Source organism: Fictibacillus marinisediminis (assembly GCF_023149135.1).
Classification (GTDB): domain Bacteria; phylum Bacillota; class Bacilli; order Bacillales; family Fictibacillaceae; genus Fictibacillus_C; species Fictibacillus_C marinisediminis.
On the sequence record NZ_JAIWJX010000002.1, the window covers coordinates 2,979,365 to 3,005,688 of the forward strand.

General features: G+C 43.5%; 22 protein-coding genes, 1 pseudogene and 1 other annotated feature. Of the genes and pseudogenes, 7 read left to right on the top strand and 16 right to left on the bottom strand.

The window, feature by feature from the left end:
* Positions 1-31: 31 nt before the first annotated feature.
* The 5 genes from mbcS to ezrA form a co-directional block, all read right to left on the bottom strand.
* Positions 32-1,618, bottom strand: a complete 1,587-nt coding sequence (gene mbcS / locus LCY76_RS15855; RefSeq protein WP_248253416.1) for an acyl-CoA synthetase MbcS — start codon at positions 1,616-1,618, stop codon at positions 32-34.
* Positions 1,619-1,766: 148 nt separating this feature from the next.
* Positions 1,767-1,970: an alpha/beta-type small acid-soluble spore protein gene (locus LCY76_RS15860; RefSeq protein ID WP_053357555.1), complete on the bottom strand. Its 204-nt coding sequence runs from the start codon at positions 1,968-1,970 to the stop codon at positions 1,767-1,769.
* Positions 1,971-2,076: 106 nt separating this feature from the next.
* The gene (thiI, locus tag LCY76_RS15865) at positions 2,077-3,282 is read right to left on the bottom strand and encodes a tRNA uracil 4-sulfurtransferase ThiI (RefSeq protein WP_248253417.1); all 1,206 of its coding nucleotides are present in this window, start codon (positions 3,280-3,282) and stop codon (positions 2,077-2,079) included.
* A gap of 5 nt (positions 3,283-3,287) precedes the next feature.
* Positions 3,288-4,427: a cysteine desulfurase family protein gene (locus tag LCY76_RS15870; RefSeq protein ID WP_248253418.1), complete on the bottom strand. Its 1,140-nt coding sequence runs from the start codon at positions 4,425-4,427 to the stop codon at positions 3,288-3,290.
* A 260-nt stretch (positions 4,428-4,687) separates the two neighbouring features.
* Positions 4,688-6,379 (bottom strand): septation ring formation regulator EzrA, encoded by a 1,692-nt coding sequence (ezrA, locus tag LCY76_RS15875; protein ID WP_248253419.1) that lies wholly within the window; start codon positions 6,377-6,379, stop codon positions 4,688-4,690.
* A 273-nt stretch (positions 6,380-6,652) separates the two neighbouring features.
* Between ezrA and hisJ the strand changes: the two genes are divergently transcribed.
* On the top strand, positions 6,653-7,489 hold the full coding sequence (gene hisJ, locus LCY76_RS15880; protein WP_248253420.1) for a histidinol-phosphatase HisJ: 837 nt from the start codon (positions 6,653-6,655) through the stop codon (positions 7,487-7,489).
* On the opposite strand, the gene refZ is transcribed toward hisJ, so the two are convergent.
* Positions 7,457-8,140 (bottom strand): forespore capture DNA-binding protein RefZ, encoded by a 684-nt coding sequence (refZ, locus tag LCY76_RS15885; protein WP_248253421.1) that lies wholly within the window; start codon positions 8,138-8,140, stop codon positions 7,457-7,459. The genes hisJ and refZ overlap by 33 nt on opposite strands.
* Positions 8,141-8,294: 154 nt before the next feature.
* Between refZ and LCY76_RS15890 the strand changes: the two genes are divergently transcribed.
* Positions 8,295-8,780: a GAF domain-containing protein gene (locus tag LCY76_RS15890; protein ID WP_248253422.1), complete on the top strand. Its 486-nt coding sequence runs from the start codon at positions 8,295-8,297 to the stop codon at positions 8,778-8,780.
* A 122-nt stretch (positions 8,781-8,902) separates the two neighbouring features.
* Here the strand turns inward: LCY76_RS15890 and megL are convergent, their stop codons facing one another.
* Entirely contained in the window at positions 8,903-10,114 is a 1,212-nt protein-coding gene (gene megL, locus LCY76_RS15895; protein ID WP_248254700.1) for a methionine gamma-lyase, read from the bottom strand.
* Between the two features lie 347 nt (positions 10,115-10,461).
* Here megL and rpsD point away from each other — a divergent pair, with 347 nt between their 5' ends.
* On the top strand, positions 10,462-11,064 hold the full coding sequence (gene rpsD, locus LCY76_RS15900; RefSeq protein WP_053357547.1) for a 30S ribosomal protein S4: 603 nt from the start codon (positions 10,462-10,464) through the stop codon (positions 11,062-11,064).
* A 186-nt stretch (positions 11,065-11,250) separates the two neighbouring features.
* Here rpsD and tyrS read toward each other — a convergent pair whose 3' ends face one another.
* A complete protein-coding gene (gene tyrS / locus LCY76_RS15905; RefSeq protein ID WP_248253423.1) occupies positions 11,251-12,510 on the bottom strand; it encodes a tyrosine--tRNA ligase in 1,260 nt (419 codons plus the stop codon).
* A gap of 53 nt (positions 12,511-12,563) precedes the next feature.
* Positions 12,564-12,781 (bottom strand) — a binding site (T-box leader).
* Positions 12,782-12,924: 143 nt separating this feature from the next.
* Between tyrS and LCY76_RS15910 the strand changes: the two genes are divergently transcribed.
* Complete coding sequence (locus tag LCY76_RS15910; protein WP_248253424.1) at positions 12,925-15,738, top strand: transglycosylase domain-containing protein; 2,814 nt, start codon at positions 12,925-12,927, stop codon at positions 15,736-15,738.
* 25 nt (positions 15,739-15,763) lie between these two features.
* Here LCY76_RS15910 and acsA read toward each other — a convergent pair whose 3' ends face one another.
* Positions 15,764-17,479 (bottom strand): acetate--CoA ligase, encoded by a 1,716-nt coding sequence (gene acsA, locus LCY76_RS15915; RefSeq protein WP_248253425.1) that lies wholly within the window; start codon positions 17,477-17,479, stop codon positions 15,764-15,766.
* 164 nt (positions 17,480-17,643) lie between these two features.
* Here acsA and LCY76_RS15920 point away from each other — a divergent pair, with 164 nt between their 5' ends.
* The 3 genes from LCY76_RS15920 to LCY76_RS15930 are packed head-to-tail and all read left to right on the top strand — an operon-like array spanning position 17,644 to position 20,102.
* Positions 17,644-18,276, top strand: a complete 633-nt coding sequence (locus tag LCY76_RS15920; protein WP_248253426.1) for a GNAT family N-acetyltransferase — start codon at positions 17,644-17,646, stop codon at positions 18,274-18,276.
* Positions 18,277-18,297: 21 nt separating this feature from the next.
* The gene (locus LCY76_RS15925) at positions 18,298-18,945 is read left to right on the top strand and encodes an acetoin utilization AcuB family protein (RefSeq protein ID WP_248253427.1); all 648 of its coding nucleotides are present in this window, start codon (positions 18,298-18,300) and stop codon (positions 18,943-18,945) included.
* Complete coding sequence (locus LCY76_RS15930; RefSeq protein ID WP_248253428.1) at positions 18,942-20,102, top strand: acetoin utilization protein AcuC; 1,161 nt, start codon at positions 18,942-18,944, stop codon at positions 20,100-20,102. The genes LCY76_RS15925 and LCY76_RS15930 overlap by 4 nt, the downstream gene beginning before the upstream one ends.
* A 33-nt stretch (positions 20,103-20,135) precedes the next feature.
* Here LCY76_RS15930 and LCY76_RS15935 read toward each other — a convergent pair whose 3' ends face one another.
* The 7 genes and pseudogenes from LCY76_RS15935 to LCY76_RS15965 form a co-directional block, all read right to left on the bottom strand.
* A complete protein-coding gene (locus LCY76_RS15935; protein ID WP_248253429.1) occupies positions 20,136-20,837 on the bottom strand; it encodes a 5'-methylthioadenosine/adenosylhomocysteine nucleosidase in 702 nt (233 codons plus the stop codon).
* Between the two features lie 27 nt (positions 20,838-20,864).
* The gene (ccpA, locus tag LCY76_RS15940; RefSeq protein WP_248253430.1) at positions 20,865-21,872 is read right to left on the bottom strand and encodes a catabolite control protein A; all 1,008 of its coding nucleotides are present in this window, start codon (positions 21,870-21,872) and stop codon (positions 20,865-20,867) included.
* A 222-nt stretch (positions 21,873-22,094) separates the two neighbouring features.
* Positions 22,095-23,999, bottom strand: a complete 1,905-nt coding sequence (locus LCY76_RS15945) for an LTA synthase family protein (RefSeq protein ID WP_248253431.1) — start codon at positions 23,997-23,999, stop codon at positions 22,095-22,097.
* Between the two features lie 722 nt (positions 24,000-24,721).
* A pseudogene (locus tag LCY76_RS15950) lies at positions 24,722-24,889 on the bottom strand (bifunctional 3-deoxy-7-phosphoheptulonate synthase/chorismate mutase); the annotation flags it as partial.
* Positions 24,890-24,923: 34 nt separating this feature from the next.
* The gene (gene ytxJ, locus LCY76_RS15955) at positions 24,924-25,250 is read right to left on the bottom strand and encodes a bacillithiol system redox-active protein YtxJ (protein ID WP_053357536.1); all 327 of its coding nucleotides are present in this window, start codon (positions 25,248-25,250) and stop codon (positions 24,924-24,926) included.
* Positions 25,251-25,326: 76 nt separating this feature from the next.
* On the bottom strand, positions 25,327-25,755 hold the full coding sequence (locus tag LCY76_RS15960) for a YtxH domain-containing protein (RefSeq protein WP_248253432.1): 429 nt from the start codon (positions 25,753-25,755) through the stop codon (positions 25,327-25,329).
* 11 nt (positions 25,756-25,766) lie between these two features.
* Positions 25,767-26,213, bottom strand: a complete 447-nt coding sequence (locus tag LCY76_RS15965) for a DUF948 domain-containing protein (protein ID WP_248253433.1) — start codon at positions 26,211-26,213, stop codon at positions 25,767-25,769.
* Between the last annotated feature and the right edge of the window lie 111 nt (positions 26,214-26,324).

The following is a 26,324-nucleotide window of genomic DNA, read 5'->3' on the forward strand; positions in this document are numbered from 1 at the left end:
TAAAAGGCAGGCCTTTTGCCTGCCTTCATTTTCAGCTCCCTTTTACTTCTTTTTGCCGCAGTTCGATGCGCCGTATTTTTCCGGAAGTCGTTTTTGGCAGATCTGAAACAAATTCAATGCTGCGTGGATATTTATATGGAGCTGTTAATGACTTCACATGGTCCTGCAAATCCTTTATCAAAGTCTCCTGATTTTGTGGTATCTCATCTTTCAGCACCACATAGGCTTTCACAATATGGCCTCTGATCTCATCAGGGCTGGCTACAACCGCACATTCTTTAACCGCAGGGTGTTTAACAAGAGCATCTTCTACCTCAAACGGCCCAATCGTATAACCTGAACTGATGATAATATCATCGCCCCTTCCTTCAAACCAGAAATACCCGTCAGCGTCTTTCTTCGCCTTGTCTCCCGTTAAGTAATATTCACCGCGGTACGCCCTTTTCGTTCTTTCCGGATCTTTATAATAGGTTTTAAAAAGAGCTGGTGAACTTTGATGCACCGCGATATCTCCTACTTCGTTAATTCCGGCAGGCTCTCCATCCTCATTAATGATTTCCACCCGGTTCCCAGGCGTCGGTTTCCCCATAGAACCTGGACGGAGCTCCATTCCGTCCATCATGCCGACAAGAAGTGTATTTTCCGTTTGACCGTATCCATCTCGTACAGTGACATTGAAACAGCGGACAAACGTGTCAATCACTTCTCGGTTCAGTGGCTCTCCTGCAGAGACCGCACTGCGGAGATGCGGCAGCGAGTACTGTTCAAGGCCATCGGCTTTCGCCATCAGTCGGTATTCTGTCGGTGTACAGCAGAGAACAGAAATTTCTTGTTCCTGCAATAAGCTGAGATACGTTGAAGGATCAAACTTCCCATTATATACAAATCCTGTCGCTCCGCAGCCCAACACAGACACAAAGGGGCTCCAAATCCACTTTTGCCAGCCTGGTCCGGCTGTCGCCCATACTTTATCTCCTTCTTTGATGTCAAGCCATCCTTTTGCAGCTGTCCTTAAATGAGCAAAAGCCCAACCATGTGTATGTACAGCACCTTTTGGCTGGCCTGTCGTTCCGGATGTATAGGATAAAAAGGCCATATCTTCTTTTTCGGTTTTCTCCCCTTCATAGAAACCGCTTTCATTCCGTGATAAATCATCAAGTGAGGCCCAGCCGTTCGCTTGTCCGCCAACAGACAATTTGTGTTGAAGAGAAGGCAATTCATCTTCGATGGTGTCGATACTGGAAAGGAAAGCAAGGTCCGAGATGACAGCCTTTGCTTCACTATGGCTGATGCGGTAGCTTAAATCCTTTGGCCGAAGCATTTCTGAAGAAGGAATGACAACAATACCCGCTTTTAAGCATGCCAGATATACAACATACGTTTCAATCTTTCTCGGCATCACAACAAGAGTTCTGTCACCTTTAGACAAACCGAGCTTTTTAAGTGCATTTGCCGTTTTGTTGCATGCTTCAAAGAGAGCTTTATAGGTCAATTCCTTGATGTTTCCTTTATCGTCTTTCCAGATCAGTGCTTTGCGTGAAGCATCCTGTGCGAATTTCTCCATTTCCTCTGTTACATTATAGACAGGCGGTGCTTGTAAATCTAAAAGATTCTCCATTTCCGTAATCCTCCTCTATGTATGCAAAACGTGTTCTTCTTTAGTATACAATATTTTTAGAATATTTTTAACATTTACTGCAGGAGTACACAGAAACATAAATGGAGCGGGCAGCAGCCCGCTCCTAAGCCATCTTGTATTCAATTGGTTATTTTTGTTGAGATCCGCTGAATTGCTGCTGAGACATTGCCACTAAGCGTTTTGTGATCTCTCCTCCTACAGAACCGTTAGAACGGGAAGAGTTGTCAGCACTAAGGTTTACACCTAATTCAGAAGCGATTTCGAATTTCATTTGATCAATCGCCTGTTGTACACCAGGTACAAGAAGTTGGTTTGAGTTGTTGTTTGCCATGTTGTTTCACCTCCTGTACCTATAGATTGTGAAGGAAACAAGGATTGCAACCGTGGTAAATATTAAATGAAGTACCAAAAAAAAACCTGCAGAGAGATTCTGCAGGCTAAAATAAATCTTCAAATTCCTTAGCTTCTTTTTGTTCTTCAAAAGAGATGGTTTCGATCGTAGAAAGCGCTTCTTCAATCAGCTCTTCCATGTTATCGATATTCTGCTCAAAACGATTGGCTTTTTCGCGTTTCGGCTTTGTTTTAGGAGCAGCTGGAACAAAAATGGTGCAGCAGTCTTCATAAGGACGGATGGAAATATCATAAGTCCCGATTTTCTGAGAAATGTCAATGATCTCGAGCTTATCCATCGTAACGACCGGCCGTATGATGGGAATGTTGGTCACTTCGTTGATCGTATGCATGCTGTACATCGTCTGGCTAGCAACCTGTCCAAGATTTTCTCCGTTTGTGATCGCCATCGCATTTCGTTCCTCAGCCAGCCGCTCAGTAATGCGGAGCATCATGCGCCTCATAATGGTCATGCTGTAGCTTGCTGGAATTTTATCTTTTATGATTTGCTGTATTTTTGTAAAGTGAACCACATGCAGTTTCATCTTACCGCCAAAGCGTGTTAATTCCTGCATCAAATCTTCTGCTTTCTGTTTGGCACGGTCACTTGTGAACGGGGGACTGTGAAAATGGACAGCTTCTATACGCACACCGCGTTTCATGGTCAAATACCCGGCAACAGGGCTGTCAATTCCACCAGACAGCATCAGCATCGCTTTCCCGCCAACTCCGATCGGCAATCCTCCAGCACCAGGATAGGTTTGGCAGCTGATGAACGTACCGTTATCTTTAACTTCCACTTTAACTTCAACATCCGGATGATGGACATTGACAGAAACATTTTCTGTGTGGGTTAAAATATAACCGCCGACTTGACGGTTGAGCTCCATCGAACCGACCGGGAAATGCTTATTGCTTCTGCGCGCAGACACCTTAAATGTCTTTGGAGCAGCCCCGTTTTCAAGGAAAGCGGCTAATGCAGCTTCCTTGATTGCTTCAATTTCACTTTCCGTTCTGATCGCCAGGCTGATGGCATGAATCCCAAAAACCTCCTGCAATTTAGCGATCATCTTCTCGTGATCTTCTCCATTGATCTCTACAAGAATCCGATCATATGATTTTAGAACCACTGCATTTGGAAATACAGATAACTTTCTGCGTACCGTTTCCCTCAGCTGGCTCTCAAAATGTCTTCGGTTTTTCCCTTTTAATGATAACTCACCAAAACGGATAACAATGTGATTATATTGCATTCTATTTACCCCATTACTGTTTGCAGCTGAACCACTGCGTTTTTTAATTCTTTAAGCACAACTTCTGCTTCGTCTAATGTATTATCGAACGACAGGCTCATCCGTATAGCTGTACCTGCCTTCTTCTCCCCAAGCCCCATTGCGAGCAGAATCCGGCTCGCTCCTGCCTGTTTAGATGAACAAGCAGAGCGTGTGGAAACATAAATTCCCTTTTGATCAAGTGTATGGATCATTACCTCTGGCTTTACTCCATGAATCGAAAAATTGATGATATGCGGAGCAGAGTTTGATGGTGTATTGATCGTTATACCTTCCATTACAGACAGTTCATCCATCATTTTTTGTTTAACCGTCTCCATGGACCGTATTCCGTATTCCATGCGATCAAACGTCATGCGCAGCGCTTTCGCGATGGAAACAATACCCGCGACATTTTCAGTTCCCGCACGCACGCTGGCTTCTTGCTCTCCACCAGTCAGAAGGGGTGAAAGGGTAATACCTTCTCTTTTGTAAAGGATACCCGTTCCTTTTAAACCGTGGAATTTATGCCCAGACATCGTGCAAAGATCGATTGATGCTTCCTTAAATGGCAATGGTACTTTTCCAATTCCCTGAACATGATCGACATGAAAAAATACCTTAGGAAAATTCTTCAGGATTTTTCCTGCATCTACGATTGGCTGTATCGTGCCGACTTCATTATTTACATGGATCAGTGAGACTAGAATTGTATCTTTTCTGATGCTCTTTTCCAGTTCTTCCAAGGAAATTTCTCCAGAAGAGTTTACTGGCAGATACGTCACTTCAAAGCCAAGCGACTCCAGATAATGAAATGTTTCGTAGGAGGAAGCATGTTCTACCTCACTTGTAATCAAATGTTTGCCGCGCTCCTGATGCTTTAATGCAATTCCTTTAATGGCTGTATTATTGCCTTCCGTTCCTCCGGAAGTAAATATAATTTCGGCTGGTTTTACTTTCAGCAGTCCTGCTACTGTTTTTCGAGCCTGGAATATAAGCCGTTCTGTTTCTCCGCCCTTGGAATGAATGGAGGATGGATTGGCGAAATAATTCTGAGAAACAGTAACAAATGCATCCAGTACTTCTTTATATGGTTTCGTTGTTGCACTATTGTCAAAATAAATCATGGTTGACTCCTCCGCCTAGCTCACTTATTCTACACATCAATCTATAATACCACAACCGAATAAAAGAAAAAATTGTATTTTACACAGAAAACTGTTTTTGCATATCTCTCTTTATCCTTCCATAAATCCCTCTAAATTAATGGATGGCATCAATGAAATCAAAAGGATATTTTGATTTTCAGAATCCGCTTTCCTGAAGCTGCTGTACTCATACTATTACGCACAGAAAAAGCTGGAACTTTGAGGTCCCAGCTTTTACATCAAATCTTTTGCTTTAAATTGATTTCCATTTCTTTTAGGATTCCCGGCTGTACGCTTTCGATGGCAGTACCTGCAATGGTAAGTGCTTCTTCATATTGGTAATTACGGAAAGCAATTTCCGCTTCGATGAGCCGTACTGAAACAGATGAATAAGAGCTTCTGTACCGGTTTCCATATTGGATAAGCTTTTCTGCCAGCAGCGCTGTTTCGATAATCTCAGCAGTTTCCCTGTAGCCTTCTTCAACGGCTTCCAGTGCTTTTTCGAGAACTTCTGTTACATCTGAAATTTCCAAAGGCTTATCATCGAGCCGTTTAGAAACTTCTATAATATAGCTTTCTGCTTTTTCAATCGTGACCAGATAGTGATCAGGAAGTCCTGGCAGGTTGCTTTTTTGTACCATTCTTCTTGCCTCAAGCAGCTTCCTGCGGAGTTCTTTCAGCTTTTCTTTTGTCTGCAGCTCATCTTTTCTCAGGCTGATCAGTTTTTCTTGATACTCATGGTTTGATTTTTTCACATCTTCCAGCTGAACCGCCATCTCTTCCATCATTTCACGGATGACCGAATACGAGTCCTTCTTTTCTTCGATAGACTGTTCAATGATGGAAAACCTCGTTTGGAGCTTAGTGAACAATTTTTCCAGCCGTTTATGAACCTCTACATCGGAGTGGTCAAGCTGGTAACTGAGCGCTACCATATCAGCTTCGGCACGGATCTTTTCCATATCCAGCTGTAAATCAGAAAGTGATTGAAGGATGACTTCCTTCTCTTTAATCACAAACTGTTTTGAGACCACTTCATTTTCAAGGAGATCGTACAATTGATCGATTTCGGCGTTTAATTGTTCAATGCCTTTTTGCGTTTCATCGATTTCCAGTGCATATACCTTCTCGAGCAATTTGGTGATCGTCTCATTCATCGCTGTAATTTCTTTATCGATCCCAATGTGATTGAGAACATAGCCTTGCTGTTCCATATCAAAGAATCCATCCTGAAGATCCTTAAGGCTTGAAGGTAAATCAGATAAAAGCATGACTAGCAGTTCAGGAACTGATTCCATTTTCGATCTGGCTTCTTTTAATTTTTCAATACTTTCAACGAGAATTTTTCGGGCTTCGAGGTGGTTGCCCTGTGAGGTCAATTCATCAAACTGCACAAATTTTGCATTGACTTCTGTAAACTCCTCTTCAAACAGCACGGCTGTTTTCCCCAAAGACCGGGAATGTGTCAGAAAATACTTCTTAGCCTCACTGAATTGTTCCTTGGCCTCAATAATGTCTTCCCTGTTTAATTCTTCGCTTGTGATCAGTTCGTCAATCTCAGCCGATATGGCTTTGATTCGCTCTTCCATGGCTTGCATCCGGGATTCAATATGATGCAGAATCCCTTTTGCCTTTCCAAACCGGTATTTGTCCGCACTTTCCTCGGCATCAAACAGAGCCTCTTCCATATTTGGAAGTTCAACTGTGACCATCTCATCCCAGTCGCTGCGCCATGACTCAAATTTCTCTTCTGTTTCGCCAACCATTGTAAGCCCTTTTACCTTTGAAATCTCTTCTGTTAGCGGACGGTTCATGATATCCATTTTCCAGGATTCCAGACGGTCAATCTGCTTATAAATCCGTTTGCGTGAAAAGGAGCCAAAAACAACGACAGCTATTAAAACAACTACTGCGGCAATTATGTATGTCATAGGAAGCACCCTTTCTTCCTTTCTGCAAAACTGCAAAATCTATGTAATAATGATGTTACAATTGTTTAATTTTAATTGTAATAATTAATGAGTGCAATTTTTTTATTGAATGCCAGCGTTTTACTGTGCTTTTCACTTGTCCGAAGCTGACTCAATGTTCTTATGATAACATGTAAAACTGAATTTTGACTAAAAAAAAATGAAAAAAACCATAATTTTTTTCCATAAATATCAAAGCTTTCTTATCCTTTAACACAACGCAGGAGGTTAACGATGTCTACTTTTTATGATGGACATGTCCACACCCCGTATTGTCCGCATGGCACCGCCGATCCGCTTTCCCTATATATTGAACGGGCAATTGAATTAGGATTATCCGGAATGACCTTTACTGAACATGCCCCCTTGCCTTCAGGGTTCATTGATCCGGTACCAGAAAAAGATTCAGGCATGGAATTGAGCAGGCTTTCTTCCTACTTGGACGAACTGGGAGCTGCAAAACAATATTACAGAAAGGCGATCTCCATTAATATCGGATTAGAAGTAGACTTTATTGATGGATTTGAAAAGGAAACAAAGGATTTCTTAAATGAAGTCGGTCCCCGGCTCGATGATGCCATTCTTTCCGTCCATTTCATTAAGCAGGAAAGCTCCTATTTCTGCATTGATTACAGCGAGGACATGTTCGGTGAAATGGTTCGTTCATTCGGCAGCACAGACAAAGTATACAGTGCCTATTATAAGACACTATCAAAGTCCATCACATCAGACTTGGGAAATTACAAGCCAAAACGGATCGGCCATATGACCCTTGCCCAGAAATTTCAGAAGCAGTATCAAACGGATCAATCTTATCGGGAAGAAATCAGAACGATTTTGGAACTGATTAAGCTGCACGGCTACGAACTTGACTACAATGGCGCGGGATTATTCAAGCCATTGTGTGGAGAGTCCTATCCTCCCCATTGGGTGATGGAGGAGGCCATAAAACAGAAAATCCCTTTTGTCTATGGTTCAGATGCCCATAGTGCAAAGGGATTGGGACAAGGGTATGATAAACTCATCCACCAAGAGCTTTTATCCGTTCCACTTTCCCTGCAAAGAAAATAGCGGATTCTGCACAGCGGACAGAAGCGGATTCTTTTTAGGCGGGATACAAACCGACTGCTCCAGCCATTTATTGATAAAACTCACATAAGACGTAACGAATAAGGGATCATGTGGAGCCGTATAGAAGACTTCAGATATATATAAAGGATGAAGGAAAGGCATGATGAGCAGATTTCTCAGCTGCATGGTCAGGAGCATGACAGGCTGTTTATGAAACTCTCTTCGTTTCATGCCTTTTTCAAATAGGGTGTCATAAAAATATTTTTCTTTAGAGAGGTAAGTGGTCATCACTTCCCTTACCAATGTAGAATCAAGCGTCATTTCCCGATGGACAAAACGTGACAGATCAGGCTGCTTCAGCTGGTAATGCAGGACACTTTCAATCATGGTCAAAAGCTGATCTTTAACTGTATAGTCCATCGATGTATGGTACACCACTTCAATCTTGCGGATATACCCTTCATAAAATGATGAAATCAGCTCTTCAAGCAAGCCTTGCTTCCCGCCAAAATGATAGGAAACGAGAGCAAGGTTAACACCCGCCCTCTTGGCAATCTGCCTGACCGAGGTGCCCTGATACCCCTGGTTTGTAAACAATTCAATCGCAGCTTCGGCAATTTTAATTTTGGTAGCCATCTGATCTTTTGACATTTAGTATCCACCACCCTTCTTATTACTTCTTTTTTCGTTGGAAAACCTGATATTCCCTTTAACAATCGCTCGACAAATACACCTGTTCTGATGTAATCTTCTACAATTTTTGATAAGATAGGGAAAGACCGCTAGCATAAAAAGGGGGATGTTCATGTTTACAGTCGAAAAATACAGTCAAAATCGCGAAGAGGGATATGATCTGCTCCTCAAGCAGCTCCGTGCACTTTTAGAAGGCGAGACAAGCATTACCGCTAACCTGGCGAACGCCTCAGCGCTATTAAACCAGTTCCTCCCCGCTATTAATTGGGTTGGATTTTATGAATATGAAGAACTGTCAGACCAGCTCGTCCTCGGACCGTTTCAAGGACTGCCGGCCTGCGTAAGAATTCCATTGGGAAAAGGTGTCTGCGGTTCGGCTGCAAAAGACCAGCAATCACTGATTGTGGAAGACGTTCACCAGTTTCCCGGGCATATCGCATGCGATGCTGCATCCCAATCCGAGATTGTTGTGCCCATTGTAAAAAATGGCCAGCTGTTTGGCGTACTTGATATTGACAGCCCTGAAAAAAACAGGTTTGATGAGATCGACAAAGTTTGGCTCGAGCGGTTTGTTGATGAACTGAACAAGCATATATAGAAAACCGTAAGCGACCTAAGACGAATTGTGATTTATTAGATTGACCTCCGAAGACCAGGGATGAAGCTAGACATTACTTCTATGTGAAAGAACGGCTCCGGAAACCTTCCGGGCCGTTCTTTTTATCTTACGACCTGATTTTCTTTTTGATAAACACTCTGAAGAGCCTGCTCGAGATCTGCCCATATATCCTGCCAGGCTTCAAGCCCCACGGATAAGCGCAGCAGATTCTGTTTGATCCCCATCTTTTCCCGTTCCTGTTCGGGCACTACGGCATGTGTCATCGTCGCCGGATGCTGGATAAGCGTCTCAGCGTCCCCAAGACTTACTGCAATTTTGACAAGCTTTAATGCATTCATCATCTGCTGAGCTTCCTGCTTGCCTCCTTTTATCAATAAGCTGATCATTCCGCCAGCCTTTTTCATCTGTCTCTTCCCTGCCTCATACTGAGCAAAGTCCGGATCTCCTGGAAAAAAGATAGACTCAATACAGGGATGGCGTTTTAAAAGAACAGCGATCCTTTCGGCATTATCACAGTGGCGGTCCATTCTGACAGGCAGCGTTTTAATGCCCCTTAAAAGCAGCCATGCTTCAAAAGGGGACATGATCCCACCGATATCCTTCTGGGCGGTCATTGCAATCTGCTGCATCACGTCCTCCCTTCCAACTGCAACACCTCCGATGACATCACCATGGCCGCAAAGATACTTCGTAGCACTGTGCACGACAATGTCACAGCCCATTTTCAGAGGCTGCTGCAAATAAGGAGAACAAAAGGTGTTGTCCACAATGACTGGAATGTTCTTTTCTCTGGCAACTCTAGACACCATTTCTAAATCTACAAGTTTCATCGTCGGGTTGATCGGCGACTCGATGTAAATAAGTGAGGTGTTCGGCAAAATCGCAGCTTCTATAGCGGCTTCATTCTCCATTGGAATAAGCGAGTGCCCGATCTGAAGATGATCTTCCATATATTGCAGAAGTCCGAAGGTACATCCATAGACCCCTTCCGAACAAAGGATATGGTCCCCTGTTTTCAACAGGCCGAGCAATACTGCTGAAACTGCGGCCATACCGGATGCAAAAGCCAAACCCTTCTCCCCGCCTTCCAGTTCTGCCATTCGCTCCTCAAAGATAACCACTGTCGGATTTTTCAGCCGGGAATAAACATATCCTGCTTCATTTCCGGCAAATCTCCGCTCGCCCGTTTCTGCATCCGGAAAAACAAAAGTCGAGGTCTGGTAGATCGGCGGAGACAGACTTCCCCCATGCTGGCTGTCCTCATACCCAACGTGTATGGCATTGGTTTCAAAATACTTGGACTTCATAGATATGCACCCCTTTTTTATTTGTAAGCGCTTTCTATAAACTTTCTCCCACAGAAACGCTATTCCTTCCGCTTTGCCATTATTGTATTCAGCCATCACTGCCATGGCGCCTTTATATTAAGACTAGCCCTTGACTTGTTTCCCGAAAAAACATATACTAATCTTTGTGTAAAATAAAGCGGCACTGTGTTCGTCATTTGTTTTATTTTGTTACATGTTTGAAGAAGCATGGTATATCTCGTAGCTTCAAAGGCTGCTGAAGTGAAGGTATAGGCAAATAAAATAAGCAGATGAAAAGAAAACAGTCACTGTTGTGTTTTACAAAAACAAAACACGTGAAGGAGGAGTCATTCATGGCTCGATATACTGGCTCTACATGGAAGATTTCCCGTCGTTTAGGTATTTCCCTAAGCGGAACTGGAAAAGAATTAGCAAAGCGTCCTTACGCTCCAGGACAACATGGTCCTAACCAACGTAAAAAACTTTCTGAATACGGTTTACAATTACAAGAGAAGCAAAAGCTTCGTCATATGTATGGTGTAAACGAGCGTCAATTCCGCCGTATCTTCAACGATGCAGGCAAAATGACAGGAATTCATGGTGAAAACTTCATGATCCTTCTTGAGTCTCGTTTAGACAGCATCGTTTACCGTCTTGGTCTTGCCCGCACTCGCCGTGCAGCTCGTCAATTGGTAAACCATGGCCATGTTACTGTAAACGGAAAGCGCGTTGATATTCCATCTTTCCGCGTAGCACCTGGTTCAGTTATCGGTGTTCGTGAAAAGTCACAAAATCTTAGCGCTATTAAAGAAGCAATCGAAGTGAACAACTTTGTTCCTGACTTCTTGACTTTTGACGAAAACAAACTAGAAGGTACATTCACTCGCTTACCAGAGCGTTCTGAATTACCGGCTGAAATTTCAGAACAGCTTATCGTTGAGTACTACTCTCGTTAAGTTTAAGAAAACGCTCCGTTTTTACGGGGCGTTTTTTTTATTGCATATTTCAGCAGACAGTCCAAAATATAGCTCTCACCCCTCAATAGTGGCATCTCTCGGCATTTATTAGCGAAAATCGAATTTTATTATCGAACACAAAAAACCGGCCCAATCACAAGGGCCGGTTCTCCTTATTCAGCAAAATTAGTATCGGATCAAGAAGTATTTCTTCTTCCCTCTCCTGATGACGACGAATCGATCATCAATACGAGAGCTGCTTCCCACCACTTTGTCAAGGTCCTGGCACCGCTCTCCATTGATAGAGATTGCACCATTGGTTATATCCTCACGAGCTTGGCGCTTTGATGGAGAGATTTTGCTTGCTACAAGCAGGTCGATCAGACCGATATCCTCTTTAGACTCCATTTCAAAGGAAGGCACGTCTTTAAAGCCTTGCTCAATTTCAGCTCCAGTCAATTCAGAAAGCTGTCCGCTGAACAGTGCCTGAGAGATTTTGATGGCTTGTTCCAATGACTGTTCTCCATGCACAAGAGCAGTAAGTTCTTCTGCAAGCGCCTTTTGCGCAGCACGTTTTTCAGGTGCGCTCTCCACTTGTTCAATAAGTTCGTTGATCTCTTCATGGCTCTTGAATGAGAAGTACTTTAAGAATTTAATCACATCACGGTCATCCGTGTTGATCCAGAATTGATAGAACTCGTAAGGAGTGGTTTTCTCCGGATCAAGCCAGATCGCTCCGCCTTCTGTTTTCCCGAATTTTGTTCCATCACTCTTCGTTACGAGCGGGATGGTTAATCCGAATGCTCTCTCTTCTTCTCCGGCTTTGCGGATCAATTCCAGACCAGCTGTGATATTGCCCCATTGGTCGCTTCCGCCAAGCTGCATACGGCACCCTTCCTGGCGGTACAATTGAAGGAAGTCATACGACTGAAGGATCATGTACGTAAACTCTGTAAAAGAAATCCCAGCTTCCAAACGGGATTCTACAGAATCTTTTGCAAGCATATAGTTCAGCGGAAAGTATTTACCTACATCACGCAAGAATGAAATAACGTCCATGCTGCCGATCCACTCATAGTTGTTGGCGATTTTCGCAGGATTATCCTGAGCGTTAAAGTCCAAAAACTTTGAAAGCTGCTGTTTAATTCGTTCGCTCCATTGTTGAACCACACTGGCCTCATTTAACGTCCGCTCTGCCTTCTTCCCGCTTGGGTCCCCAATCATTCCTGTCGCTCCGCCCACAAGAGGGATAGGCTGATGGCCTGCCTGCTGAAGGCGCCGCATCGTCATGATCACAAGCAGATGGCCCACATGCAGGCTGTCTGCTGTCGGGTCAAAACCGCAATAAAAAGGGGTTTTTCCGCTCTGCAGCTTTTCTTCCAAACCTTCCCGGTCAGTCACTTGATTGATGAGACCTCGAAATTCCAAGTCTTGTAAAATTGTCATTATAGTTGCTCCTTTCAGTTTCTGGATGAAGACAAATAAAAAACGCCCCTGTAATAAGGGACGTGATTATCGCGGTACCACCCTCGTTGAAGGAAACGTATTTCCTCCCACTCATATCCATTAACGGCTTTTCAACCGGTCTTTGCTACTTTCATTTCACAAAGAAAGCTCCAGGGTGTAATTCATAAACTGTCTATGTACTGGTTTGCAGCGGCCACCAGCTTTCTGTAACAGGGAGACGGTTACTACTAAATCCTATCTTCGCTTTTGCTTTATCCAATTGACATATATTCTTCATTTTTACCACAGGTTTTACGCATTGTCAATTCCTCATCCACTGACAAAATTGTCTTAAGTCCCCCTTCAAACGACAAGGGATATGATATAATTAGTCAGATAGGGGGGAATTTACAAATGTCTCATCTAGAGGAAATTAAGGAAAAATGGAGGCGCTTTATTGCGTATCTAAATGAGAAAAAAATTATACAGGCCGCAGATAAAACATACACATTCACCTGGAACTTATTCTTAATTATCGTGGTATTATTCTTGCTTGGCGGCTGTTTGGCTGCTGGAGCAGGAGCTGGCTTTCTGGCCTCGCTTGTAAAAAACGAGCCAGTCAGAGCTTACAGCACCATGAAGGATAACATTTACAATTACGAAGAAACGAGTACAATGTATTTTGACAAAGAGCAGCTGATCGGCAAGCTGCGTGCTGACCTTGACCGCCAGGAGGTTTCTTTAAAGGATATCTCACCTTTCGTAAAAGATGCCGTTATTTCAACGGAGGATCAATATTTCTATGAGCATGACGGCATTGTTCCAAAGGCTATCCTCAGGGCAACGCTTCAGGAAGTAACAGGCTCCGATACCCGTTCGGGCGGGAGTACACTTACTCAGCAGCTCATTAAAAACCAGATCTTAACGAACGAGGTTTCCTTCGACAGAAAAGCGAAAGAAATCCTGCTCGCACTCAGACTCGAGCACTTGTTTACAAAAGAGCAAATCCTTGAAGCATATTTAAACATCGTTCCATTCGGCCGTAACTCCTCCGGCAGAAACGTAGCCGGCATCCAGGCGGCCGCTCAGGGAGTTTTCGGTGTTGACGCTGACAAACTGAACCTGCCGCAGGCAGCTTTCCTTGCAGGCATGCCGCAAAACCCGTTTGTCTATTCTCCATTTACACAACAAGGTGCAGTTAAAAAAGATATTACATATGGTACCAACCGCATGAAAACGGTTTTGAACCGCATGCTGACAAATGGAGCCATCACACCTGAACAATACGATAAAGCACTGAAATATAATGTGAGAAAACACTTTGTAACGAAGAAGGAATCTTCTTACGAAAAATATCCTTACTTAAGCATTGAAGTCGAGCGCCGTTCAGCAGATATCCTTGCAAGGATCGGGGCGAAAAAAGACGGCAAGAACTTTGACAAGCTTAAGCAGAACACAAAAGATGAATACCGTCAGAATGCTTTTGTACAGCTGCGCCAAAAAGGCCTGAAAATTCATACGACCATCAATAAAAAGATCTATGAGAAAATGGAGAAAACAGCGAAGAACAAATATCTCTTCGGCTCTACCCACCTTGTCCGCGTGAAGAACGCCAAAGGAAAATGGATCTATGAAAAGCAGCCGCAGGAAGTAGGCTCCATACTGATCGAAAATAAAACAGGAGCCATCATCAGCTTTGTCGGTGGGCGTGATTACAACCGTGAACAGCTGAACCATGCCACTCAGGCATTAAGACAGAATGGTTCAACGATGAAGCCGCTGCTCGCATATGCTCCGGCCATCGAGGAAGGTAAAGTGCAGCCGGGTTACATCATTCCTGATACACCGCTGACCATTGGCAATTACGCACCAAACAACTATGATAACCGTTTTCATGGACTCCTTTCCGCAAGGACCGCACTTGCCAAGTCTTATAATATTCCTGCACTGCGCAGCTTCATGAAAGCGAATCGGGCCGATGCCTTCAATCGATTGGAGAAAATGGGATTCACAACCATTACTGATACAGACAGATCGGCTACATCTGTTGCCATCGGCGGATTGACTCACGGGGTAACCGTAGAAGAGAATACGAACGCTTTCGCAACCTTTGCTAACCAAGGCAAGTTTGTGGATGCCTACCTCATTGAAAAAATTGAGGACAAACATGGAAAAGTTCTATATAAACATCAATCTAAGCCGGTGCCAGTATATTCTCCGCAAACCTCTTATCTTATCCTTGATATGATGAGGGATGTACTGAAGCCAGGGGGAACCGCAGCAAGCATTCCAGGAAGACTGAACTTTTATGCAGATTGGGCCGGAAAAACCGGCACCACATCCTCAGCCAAGGATTCTTGGTTTGTAGCAACCAATCCTAACGTAACGCTTGGTGTATGGCACGGATATGATAAACCTGAAGCCCTTCCAACAGGACAACAGCATATTAGCCAGACCCTGTGGGCAGCTTTTGCCAATGATGCCTATAAATACGCGCCATCACTCATGGCTCCGAAGCATCTTTTCCCCATGCCTTCGGGAATTGTCAGGAAAGAGATTTGCGGGATCTCGGGAAAACTTCCATCTGATCTCTGCCGGTCAGCAGGTCTTGTCACAACAGATCTATTCAATGTAAAATATGCTCCAGATTCAACAGATAACAGCTTGGATACCGGGCTTTATGTTATTGCAAACGGAAAGAAATACAAAGCGTCCGAATCGACACCAAAAGAATTTACTCAAAAAGGCGTCCTCATTGACGATGCTCTGTTTGACGGAGTCGACTTGAAGAAAGTGACCGGAGAAGAAAATTCTGACCATCTTCTTCCTAAGACAAATCTTCCAGAGAACGGAAAAAACCCTGATACAGTCAGCGGACTGTCAGCCAAAGGCGGGAAGCTTTCCTGGTCTGCGTCAGGAGAAAGTGATGTAGTTGGCTACCGTGTCTATTATTCTGCTACCGGAAACGGTCCGTTTAAGAAAATCGGCAGTCTAACATCAGATAAAACCTCTCTTTCTGCCCCATCAGGCGTGCTGTTTGTTACAGCAGTAGACGTCTCGGGCAAGGAATCGGCGCCATCTGAGAAGATTAAAAGCGGCAAAGAAAAAACAGATCCAAAGAAACCAGACAAACCGGGAACGGATGATCCAACGGCAGGGAAAAAGCCAAAGGATCCTCCTCCTGCCCAAAATGATGATAAAAAGAAACCAAAAAAGCCCGCGAATTAATTCGCGGGCTTTTTGCTTTAAATGATTAGTCTTCCATCGTGGATAAGTCGCCTGTCGGCAGGTCCAATTCCCATGCCTTGAGTACCCGGCGCATGATCTTGCCGCTTCTTGTCTTAGGAAGCTTGTCTCTGAACTCGATTTCTCTTGGCGCTGAGTGAGCGGCCAAACCAGATTTCACAAACGATCTGATTTCCTGAATCAATTCTTCGCTCGGAGAATAACCCTCACGCAGTGCGATGAATGCTTTAATGACTTCACCGCGAACCGGGTCTGGCTTCCCGATTACTCCAGCTTCTGCAACTGCAGGGTGTTCGACAAGCTTGCTTTCTACCTCAAAAGGCCCTACCCTTTCACCCGATGTCATAATGACATCATCAATACGGCCTTGGAACCAGAAGTAGCCGTCTTCATCCATGTAGGCTGAGTCTCCAGACACATACCAGCCGCCAGGGGTAAAGTAAGATTCATATTTTTGCGGATTGTTCCAGATCGCTCTCATCATGGAAGGCCATCCTTTTTTAATCGCCAGGTTCCCCATTCGGTTAGGCGGCAGGATATTATCCTGATCATCGATGATAGCCGCTTCAATGCCCGGGAATGGTTTGCCCATTGAGCCCGGCTTAACTTCAACTGCCGGGAAATTGCTGATGAGCTGAGCTCCTGTCTCCGTCATCCACCAGTTATCATGGATGCGCAGGTTAAAGACCTTCATGCCCCAGCGGACTACTTCAGGATTCAGCGGCTCGCCAACACTCAGGATGTGTCGGAGCGAAGAAAGATCAAAGCGTTTTACGACCTCATCCCCGGCTCCCATAAGCATACGGAATGCGGTTGGTGCACTGTACCAAACCGTTACGCCATACTTTGCGATCGTACCGTACCAATCTTCCGGGCTAAACCTGCCGCCTCGGACCACATTGGAGGCGCCGTTCAGCCAAGGTCCGAAAATACCATAGGAGGTTCCTGTCACCCAGCCGGGATCGGCCGTGCACCAGTAAACATCGGATTCTTTAAGATCAAGTACCCATTTAGCGGTCTGATAATGCTGAATCATCGCATTATGAACATGGAGGACGCCTTTTGGTTTACCGGTTGAGCCTGATGTATAGTGAAGGATCAGCCCGTCTTCACGGTCTACCCATTCCAAATCGAGCTCCTTGTCCGCTTTTTCCATTCGGCTGAAATAATTGACATACGGCCCTTCTTCCTTCACGTCCTCACCAACGAGCACAACGTGTTTTAAATGAGGAAGTTCGCTGACAGGCACGCGCTCCAATAGCTGAGGAGTCGTGATCAGTACTTTAGCTTCGCTGTCTTCCAGACGGTCTCTGACTGCTCCTTCCATAAATGCTTCAAACAGCGGGCCGACGATGGCTCCCAGTTTGATTGCCCCGAGCAGTGAAAAATACAGCTCAGGAGAACGCGGCATAAAAATAAACACCCTGTCCCCTTTTTCAACATCAAGCTGGCGGAGCATATTGCCAGCCCGATTAGATTGTTCCTTCATCTCTTTAAATGTATACTTCTCGTCTCTTTTCTGATCTGAGAAATAAAGTGCTACTTTATTTTTTCTATCGCCTTCTGCATGTCTGTCAACCGCTTCATAGGCTAGATTGACTCGCCCCGTTTCATACCAGGAAAATTCTTTTTCTATGCTTTTCCAGTCAAATGCGTTATATGCTGCTTGATAGTCTTCAAGGTTAAAGTTACCCTTTACACTCGGAAGCGTTTCCACTTTCATTAGTCAATCTCCTCCTATGCCAAGATATTCAAAGCCATTATATCATAATCGTTCTTAATTTTTAAATTTATTAGAATTGTCACACCAAATAAGTTGAAAGCCCTTACAAATGATTTCGTTTATGTATAATAGAATAGGATAACTTCAAATTGGGTGGTGTATAAATGAACCATAAGAAAACATACAACTGCCTTGCCATTGATACACCTTTGGGCAAGGTCATTATCGAAGGGCCGATTTCGCCTGAACATCTGGCAGGCTACGAATTTCATGCCGGATTAAAGGCGTTCAGGCCCCCGCACCAGCAGCGTGAAGCTCTCATTGAGATTGCAGGCCTTGATGAAGGAAGAATCATTATCGCTAGAAACAAAGAGACAATTATCGGCTATGTGACCTATGTCTATCCTGATCCGATGGAAAGATGGTCACAAGGAAACATGGAGAACCTGCTTGAACTCGGTGCTATTGAAGTCATTGCGGATTACCGCAACTGTAAAATAGGGAAAAGCCTATTAAAAGTATCGATGATGGATGATGCGATGGAAGATTACATCATTATCACAACTGAATATTATTGGCATTGGGATCTGAAAGGAACCGGCTTGTCGGTTTGGGATTACCGGAAAGTGATGGAGAAAATGATGAATGCCGGAGGCCTGGAATATATGGCAACTGACGATCCGGAGATCAGCTCACATCCTGCAAACTGTCTAATGGTCAGGGTCGGAAAAAGAATAACGATGAATTCGGTACAGCAATTCGATAAAATCCGTTTCCAGAACCGCTTTATGTATTGACCGGAGAAGGGAGAAATAAAGATGATTGTTCAGGACATGATGAATAAACAGGCTGTTACAGCCATGCCACAGACGACGATTAAGGAAGCTCTGCTTCTTTTAAAAACTCACCGCATCCGCCATTTGCCGATTGTTGACGAAGAAGGATTGCTTGTCGGCATTATTTCTGATCGTGATTTAAGAGACGCCAGCCCGTCCATCTTTGATGCTGCCGATCATCCTGAAGAATTTCAGCGGCCCGTTTCTGAGATTATGAAAAGTGATGTGATCACAGCACATTCACTTGATTTTGCGGAAGACCTTCTTGGTGTTTTTTACGAGCATCAGATCGGCTGCATCCCCGTCCTTGAGAAGAAAAAACTGGTAGGGGTCATCACTGAACGGGACATGCTGTACACTCTCATACAGCTTACAGGCGCTCATCAGCCCAGCTCACATCTTGAAGTTAAGGTTGAAAATATCGCTGGCAAACTGGCTGATGTTGCTTCTCTGATCAAGAATTTTAAAATCAACATCAACAGTGTTCTCGTCTATCCGGACAAACAAGAAGAAAACCAAAAGATTCTGGTGTTCCGGATCGGGACGATGAATCCATACCGCATTGCTTCTGAACTAAGGCAGAATGGTTATGACGTCATTTGGCCGCAGGAACCGGAAGTGGAAAGATGAAGAAACCGGTTTTTATCTATTCCGAGGATATGCTTCGCTATAAATTCAATGAAGATCATCCCTTTAACCAGCTGCGTGTCCAATTAACATATGAACTTCTGCGCTCTTCCGGTGCCTTGGAGGACAGCCAGATCGTAAAGCCGAGGATGGCTACAGACGAAGAAATTAGCCTCATACACGACAAAGCATATATTGAGGCAGTAAAAAAAGCAGGAGAAGGAACACTAAATGCTGTATCAGCTGAAAATTACGGTCTTGGAACAGAGGACACGCCCATTTTTCCCGGCATGCATGAAGCGAGTGCGCTTATTGTCGGAGCTACCTTAACTGCGGCAGATATGGTCATGGAGGGTAAAGCTTCTTATGGTTTCAACGCCAGTGGAGGCCTTCATCACGGATTCAGAGGGAAGGCATCCGGTTTTTGCGTCTATAATGACAGCGCGGTGGCTATTGCATATTTAAAAAAGAAGTATGGCGTGAAAGTGCTGTATGTGGATACTGATGCCCATCACGGTGACGGAGTTCAATGGGCGTTCTATGAGGATCCGGATGCCTGTACGCTATCCATTCATGAAACAGGCAGATACCTGTTTCCCGGAACCGGAAGTGTGACAGAAAAAGGCCAGAGTGACGGATACGGCTACTCTTTCAATTTACCGGTAGACGCCTTTACGGAAGATGAGTCCTGGCTCAGCCTCTATGAAACCGCTCTGAATGAAGTAACCGCCTTCTTTAAGCCCGATGTGATCCTGACCCAGAACGGTGCTGACGCCCACTACTTTGACCCGCTGACACACCTGTCAGTTACGATGAACTCGTTCCACGCCATACCGAGGATTGCGAAAAAAGCAGCAGACCGGTACTGCGGTGGAAAATGGATTGCTACAGGCGGCGGCGGGTATGACATCTGGCGTGTCGTGCCGCGGGCATGGTCCGAGATCTGGCTTGCCATGAACGATATCGAATTAAAAGGATCTTTGCCGATGGAGTGGGTGGAAAAGTGGCAAAAACAAGCACCAGTCACGCTTCCTCTTACTTGGGAGGATCCTGACAAGCTGTATAAACCGATTCCCCGCAAACAGGAGATCACAGAAAAAAATGCGCTGACCCTTTCGAAGGCACTTCACCATATTCGAGATTATACAAAAAACACCTGATGGACTCTCTCAATCAGGTGTTTCATTTTTTTATTAAATCGTTTTTAGCATTTCTTCAACAATGGAGGATGATCGTTCGGCAGCAAGCTTAGTAAATTCTGTGAAATTTACCGTTGCTTCCCCGTTGGCTTTGTCCGAAATCGAGCGGATGACCACAAACGGAACATCATTTAAAAAGGCAGTTTGCGCTACAGCTGAGCCTTCCATCTCAATACATGCTCCATCAAACTGCTGAAAATACTTTTCAACGGTTTCCCGGCTGGCAATGAATTGATCCCCGCTTAAAATTCTTCCTTTGCGGACATGAATATCCGGAATCTTTGCAGCTGCCTGTTCAGCAAGCTCCACAAGGCTCGGGCAAGCTGTAAAATCAGATTCGTAATCGAACATCGGTATCGTCCCCTGTGGAAAATGCGGCCCAAGAGCCGAAGCATCCATATCATGCTGCAGTGCGCTGGTGGAGATGACAATATCCCCTATCTCAAGCTCAGGATGAAGAGCTCCTGCAACTCCTGTAAATAAAATATGAGTCACTTTAAAACGGTCGATCAAAACCTGTGTGGTAATCGCAGCATTCACTTTTCCCACACCTGATTTACATAGAACCACTTCTTTAGTTCCATAGGTGCCTTCATAATATTTACCTTTAGCATGAACGCTTTCCCCATAAATATCAAGGGCTTGTCTCATGTAATGAATTTCTTCATCCATGGCCCCAATTATGCCAATTCTCAAATTCTTCTCCCACCTTTATTTCATTAGTTAATCGTTGTTCTTTGTTGTGTTGCGGAACTGAATACGGTGAGGAAGAACGACTGTGTTCTCTTCCACTTTTTCTTTGTTCATCAATTTTGTCAATAGGCGCATCGCAACTGCACCAATATCATACATCGGCTGTACGACGGTTGAAAGGGTTGGTCTGACCATGGTTGCAAGCCTTGTATTGTCAAAACCGATTACTTCAAGGTCCCCCGGCACAGTCAATCCTTTATCCTGTGCGCCGTGGATAACACCAAGTGCCATTTCATCCGTGCCGACAAAGATCGCTGTAGGCATGTTTCCGCTCTCGAGGAATGTTTCAACTGCTTCAATACCGGAATCATACGTATAATCGCCAACAAAAATCTGCTTTTCGTCAACTGTTTTTCCTGCGTCCTCCATCGCTTTACGGAAACCCGTAAACTTATGGTAGCCATTGATCGGGTCTTCAAGAGGACCAGTGACCATAGCTACTGATTCATGGCCAGATTTCAGAAGATGCTCCACTGCATCATACACGGCTTGCTGATAGTCAATGTTAACGGATGGTATTTCCTTTTCCATATCAACCGTTGCAGCCATTACAATCGGCACAGGTGATTTTTTAAATTCTTCTACAAGCTCTTCTGTGATTTTACCGCCCATAAAAACGATTCCATCCACTTGCTTGCCAAGCAATGTATTGAGAAGGTGTATTTCTTTTTCTTTGTTTTGATCCGAATTACACAAAATAATATTGTATTTATACATCGTAGCAATGTCTTCAATTCCACGAGCAAGTTCAGCGAAAAAAATGCTTGCAATATCAGGGATGATCACACCTACTGTTGTTGTCTTCTTGCTCGCAAGTCCTCTTGCAACAGCGTTAGGACGATATCCTAGGCGTTCGATTGCTTCAAGCACCTTTTTTCTTGTAGATGGTTTTACATTTGGGTTTCCATTTACGACACGTGAAACAGTTGCCATAGAGACTCCTGCTTCACGGGCCACATCATAAATTGTTGTATTCAATTTGATAATCCTCCTTTAATTCCACAATCCAGACAGGTTATGTAATGTTATTGATATCATACAGTAAAGGACTGCAGTTAGGCAACGAAAAGCAGTGACAGCGCTGTAATCCAGCGGGAAAAAGTGAATATTTTACAAATTCTTTTTTATAGTTTTCTCCATTCCCCGTAAGTACATACAAAACAGCAAAAACCGGCTGAAATCAGCCGGTTAATTTTACTGTTATTTTGTTTCTTGGTTTTGGACAATTTTTCCGTCCTTAAAGAATCGGAGTAAATCTCCATAAACCACTTTATCTGACAGATTCAGGTCTTTTTCAGCCTTTTCTTTTGCAGGCTTACAAAGCTTATTAGCCACTTCTTTTCCATCTGTCTGATTGTAGCATTTTTCTTTTTCTCCGGAATAGACATAATCTTTCGTAATCGCACTTCCGTCCCTTTGAACGGTGAAATCATCACGTTCTGGAGAGAAAAGGTCAGAGCCGAACTGAATATCACCTTTTGTTTTTATACCGAGCAGATGCAGAATGGTCGGTTTCAAATCAACCTCTCCGCCGATCGTATGCATCGTTTTTCCTTTTTGACCCGGAACATGAATGAACAATGGTGTTTTTTGAAGCTTAAGATGCTCATAAGGTGTAACTTCTTTTCCTAAAATCTTGCTCATCGCTTTATTATGGTTTTCTGAAATACCATAATGGTCTCCGTACAAGATGACAACTGAGTTATCATAAAGCCCTGAAGCTTTCAGCTGCTGGAAGAACTGTTTTAATGCCTCATCCTGGTATCGAGCCGTAACAAAGTAATTATCCACTGTAGGATCTCCTGTGTTAGCCGGCTGGATCGACTTTTCCTGATCATTGTTCAAAATGAAAGGATGATGATTTGTCAATGTGATGAATTTACTGTAGAACGGCTGTTTGAGATTTTCAAGCATCGGCATGGATTGCTTGAAGAACTCCTTATCTTTTAAGCCATAGTTTACTGAGTTCTGATCCGTAACATGGAAATAAGGCTTTGAATAAAACTTGTTGTAGCCTAACGTATCATACATAATATCGCGGTTCCAGAAGCTTTTATTATTTGCATGAAAAACGACAGGATTGTAGCCCTTCTGTTTTACAATTTCAGGTGTTGCATGAAATTTGTTCTGAGCTTTTGTCGTATAAACGGCACCGCCTGGCAGCCCATATAACGAGTTATCAATCAAAAACTCTGCATCGGACGTTTTACCCTGTCCGGTATTATGATAAAAATTATCAAAGTAATAACTGCTTTTCGTTAAATCGTTCAAAAATGGCGTTACTTCCTGCCCATTTATTTTCTTGTTGATCAGGAAGTTCTGTGTTGATTCCATCGACACGAGGATTACGTTCTTTCCTTTCGCCGCACCAAACATTTTATCGTCTGGTTTTTTATAATCGGAATCCACATAGTTCTTAACATCTGAAAGGTCGTTGCTGTCAGCTAACGCCCGCTGTGTTGACGATTTCGTGCTCATTACTGCGTCATACACATGATAGTTGTATATCCCCATTAGCTTTACAAGTATGGCACGGTCAAACGTCCTTGTTAACAACTCTGGACGCTGAATTTCTGCCATACCGATGTTGGCAATAAAGATACTTAAAGCAGATGCAAATACAAGGCCAATGGTTTTCTTTTTAATCTTTTCAGCAGGTTTAACTTTTTTAAGCAATACGATGGTCAATAACAGTAGAAAGTCCAAGAAATATAGAACATCAAGCGGGTGCATTAAGCTTTGTGCGCTGCCGCCGAGATCCCCAAAGTTCTTAAATTGAAACAGTACTGGAATGGTAATAAAATCATCAAAAAACCGATGGTATACAACATTCGCGTATAAAATAAATGACATGATAAAGTGAATGGTTAATAATGCTTTATTTCTGCTCTTTATCGGTGCAAACAAACTCAAGCCCAGAAAGAAAATCGCAGAACTTAGCGGTGTAATAACCAAAATAATCTGCTGCATAACATTTTCAAGATCAAGATTTAATCCAAATTGAAAGGCTAAGTAGGATTTAATCCAAAGCATTGTTACGGCAAGCAGGAAAAAATGCAGTGATTGTTTCGTTGTTGTTTTTGTCTTTGATTCAAGATTATTCATCAAGTTTTCCCTCCTCTAAAAGGTAAGGACATTGCTACAAATTGACCAATTTGCAGTCATTTTCTGGTTCACCCTACCCATTATACGCAGTTCAAACAAGAAGTAAAAATACCTTTATCTTGATTATCAGGCAAATAAACATTCATATGAAGATAGTACATGTCTGACTGAAGCGATTCTTTAAATTCCTTACATATGCTCTTTTATGCTCTGGTATTGCTGTTTTTCTTTTCCTTTATATTCATGGCCAACCATATTAATGAAAAAACCCTCCACTAGGGGGAGCTTTTTGGTTAGCCTTGTTTTCGTAACCTTTGTTGCTCTTAGGAGTAGTTGATTTCCGTTTCAGGATGCTCGCTTTCCGCGGGGCGGGCGCTGAGTCTCCTCGGCGCATGGCGCCTGTGGGTCTCACCTGTCCCGCATGTCCCGCAGGACAAGGAAGGCTTCGACAGCGTTATATCGCACGAAGAAAATGAAATTCATTTTCGAGGAGTCTCGCACCTTGCACTCCAATCAACTTGTCAATGAAGACTCTTTTCAAAAAAGTTCCCAAAGCAACAATTTAGAAAAAAGCCTTTGGTTAAGCGTAGATTTCCGCTCTTTTATATAAACCGCTGCTGCTTAGCTCATCGACAAACAGTTGAAATTCTTGAGGATTCCTTTGCTGTGCCGAACATATTCAGCACTATAAATAAATTCCTCAATGGCAGCCGCAAGCCCACGCTTATGACAGCCAAGCCATGATTGTTACCGGCTCGCCTCAATAACTTAAGACCTTCAATTCCCAGACCTTGAAAATCATAAGGTGACGTTCTTGGCTTGAAAGCTCCGCCCCGCATAGCGAAACCAAGAGGAACTGTCACCTGTATAAATATAAAAAAAACCTGTTTTGCTCGAACTGTAGCCGTGCAAAACAGGGATATATTATTGATTTACCTTATCCTGCAGAGCAGAATAGGTGATGGACCAATGGGAATCGTTCCATTTTACCTCACCATTCTCAAAAAGCAAAACCTGGGGAGATTCATGTTTGATTCCATAAGCCTCGGCAATTTCATTGGAAAGCGGCCGCGCTTCCTGAACGTTCAAGTAGTATAAGTTCCCACTTTGATCTTCAGCAAATTTTTTGTACTCTTCAAATGCCGCATGACTGATCGGGCATGTTGTGCTGTTCTTAAGTACAAACACTCTCCCATTTTCGCTTATCGCCTTTTTAAAAGCTTCAGAATCTGAAATTTTCGTTAATGGCATATCGGTCCCTCCTTTATATAGAAAAACGGAGAAGATCATCTTCTCCGTTTATCATTTCACATTTATTCAGATGGTATCAATATTTGTGCTCAACAAGTTCTTCTTCAGTTACTTTATTCGGCCGACGGTTATCTTCAGTTTCTACTTGGCTTGTAATTTCACCATATGCATCAGCACTCTCATCCAACACATCTTTGCCTTTATTTCTCCAATTATCAAGGTCTCGGCGGATGCTGGTCGTTAACTCCTTCACCTTGCCAGCCACTTGATTGGACTGTTCGGAAACGGTACGGGCAATATTGGATGATTTATCTTTCGCCATCGCAGACCATTCAGTGCTCTTATCCTTAATTGTGCCTGCCTGCTCATTGATGTCATTCCTTAATTCCTTACCGCTTTTAGGAGCCATCAATAGTGCAGAAGCAGCACCTACAATTCCACCCACAAGAGCACCAATAATAAAATCTTTACTGTTAATGTTTTGGTTGTTGTTTTCGTTACTCATGATTCTCCTCCTTATTGGTATTGTTTTCTTCGGGAAGATTCCAATTTGGATTTTTTAATCTTCCATTTTTCCCAAAGGTTGATTGCAACGTTACCCCATTGGACCACCTGGGAAATATTCTCAGACTGCCGCTCAGCACCAGTAGAAATTTTCTCTGTTACTTTACGGACAGATTGATTCACATTATGAATAGAACTTCCTAAATCCTGTACGGCAGAAAACACGGTGTTCAAGGAATCTGCCTTGGTTTGGACATCTTCAGCAAGTTTATTTGTTTTGTGAAGCAGCTGAGCTGTCTCTGAAGTCACTCCGTTTAATTGGGTTTCTAGCCCATCTAATGTTTTCGCTACGTTATCAAGTGTTCCCTGCAAAGATTTTAAAGTACGGGCTAAGAAAAACACGAGGACAACAAATGCGAGGGCAATGATTGCGACACTAATTGGAATCAGTACGTTCATATTTCCGCGACACCTCCTGAATATGATTGGTTTTAAAATTACCCTATGCCCATAAAACTAAACATGTATCCTAGTATTCTATAATATTTTAGGATTTCCTTCTAGGATTAA

Excerpts from the sequence above, each read along its gene's own strand:
- mbcS (WP_248253416.1), bottom strand. The coding sequence starts at position 1,618 with ATGGAGAATCTTTTAGATTTACAAGCACCGCCTGTCTATAATGTAACA.
- LCY76_RS15860 (WP_053357555.1), bottom strand. The coding sequence starts at position 1,970 with ATGGCAAACAACAACTCAAACCAACTTCTTGTACCTGGTGTACAACAG.
- thiI (WP_248253417.1), bottom strand. The coding sequence starts at position 3,282 with ATGCAATATAATCACATTGTTATCCGTTTTGGTGAGTTATCATTAAAA.
- LCY76_RS15870 (WP_248253418.1), bottom strand. The coding sequence starts at position 4,427 with ATGATTTATTTTGACAATAGTGCAACAACGAAACCATATAAAGAAGTA.
- ezrA (WP_248253419.1), bottom strand. The coding sequence starts at position 6,379 with ATGACATACATAATTGCCGCAGTAGTTGTTTTAATAGCTGTCGTTGTT.
- hisJ (WP_248253420.1), top strand. The coding sequence starts at position 6,653 with ATGTCTACTTTTTATGATGGACATGTCCACACCCCGTATTGTCCGCAT.
- refZ (WP_248253421.1), bottom strand. The coding sequence starts at position 8,140 with ATGTCAAAAGATCAGATGGCTACCAAAATTAAAATTGCCGAAGCTGCG.
- LCY76_RS15890 (WP_248253422.1), top strand. The coding sequence starts at position 8,295 with ATGTTTACAGTCGAAAAATACAGTCAAAATCGCGAAGAGGGATATGAT.
- rpsD (WP_053357547.1), top strand. The coding sequence starts at position 10,462 with ATGGCTCGATATACTGGCTCTACATGGAAGATTTCCCGTCGTTTAGGT.
- tyrS (WP_248253423.1), bottom strand. The coding sequence starts at position 12,510 with ATGACAATTTTACAAGACTTGGAATTTCGAGGTCTCATCAATCAAGTG.
- LCY76_RS15910 (WP_248253424.1), top strand. The coding sequence starts at position 12,925 with ATGTCTCATCTAGAGGAAATTAAGGAAAAATGGAGGCGCTTTATTGCG.
- acsA (WP_248253425.1), bottom strand. The coding sequence starts at position 17,479 with ATGAAAGTGGAAACGCTTCCGAGTGTAAAGGGTAACTTTAACCTTGAA.
- LCY76_RS15920 (WP_248253426.1), top strand. The coding sequence starts at position 17,644 with ATGAACCATAAGAAAACATACAACTGCCTTGCCATTGATACACCTTTG.
- LCY76_RS15925 (WP_248253427.1), top strand. The coding sequence starts at position 18,298 with ATGATTGTTCAGGACATGATGAATAAACAGGCTGTTACAGCCATGCCA.
- LCY76_RS15930 (WP_248253428.1), top strand. The coding sequence starts at position 18,942 with ATGAAGAAACCGGTTTTTATCTATTCCGAGGATATGCTTCGCTATAAA.
- LCY76_RS15945 (WP_248253431.1), bottom strand. The coding sequence starts at position 23,999 with ATGAATAATCTTGAATCAAAGACAAAAACAACAACGAAACAATCACTG.
- ytxJ (WP_053357536.1), bottom strand. The coding sequence starts at position 25,250 with ATGCCATTAACGAAAATTTCAGATTCTGAAGCTTTTAAAAAGGCGATA.
- LCY76_RS15960 (WP_248253432.1), bottom strand. The coding sequence starts at position 25,755 with ATGAGTAACGAAAACAACAACCAAAACATTAACAGTAAAGATTTTATT.
- LCY76_RS15965 (WP_248253433.1), bottom strand. The coding sequence starts at position 26,213 with ATGAACGTACTGATTCCAATTAGTGTCGCAATCATTGCCCTCGCATTT.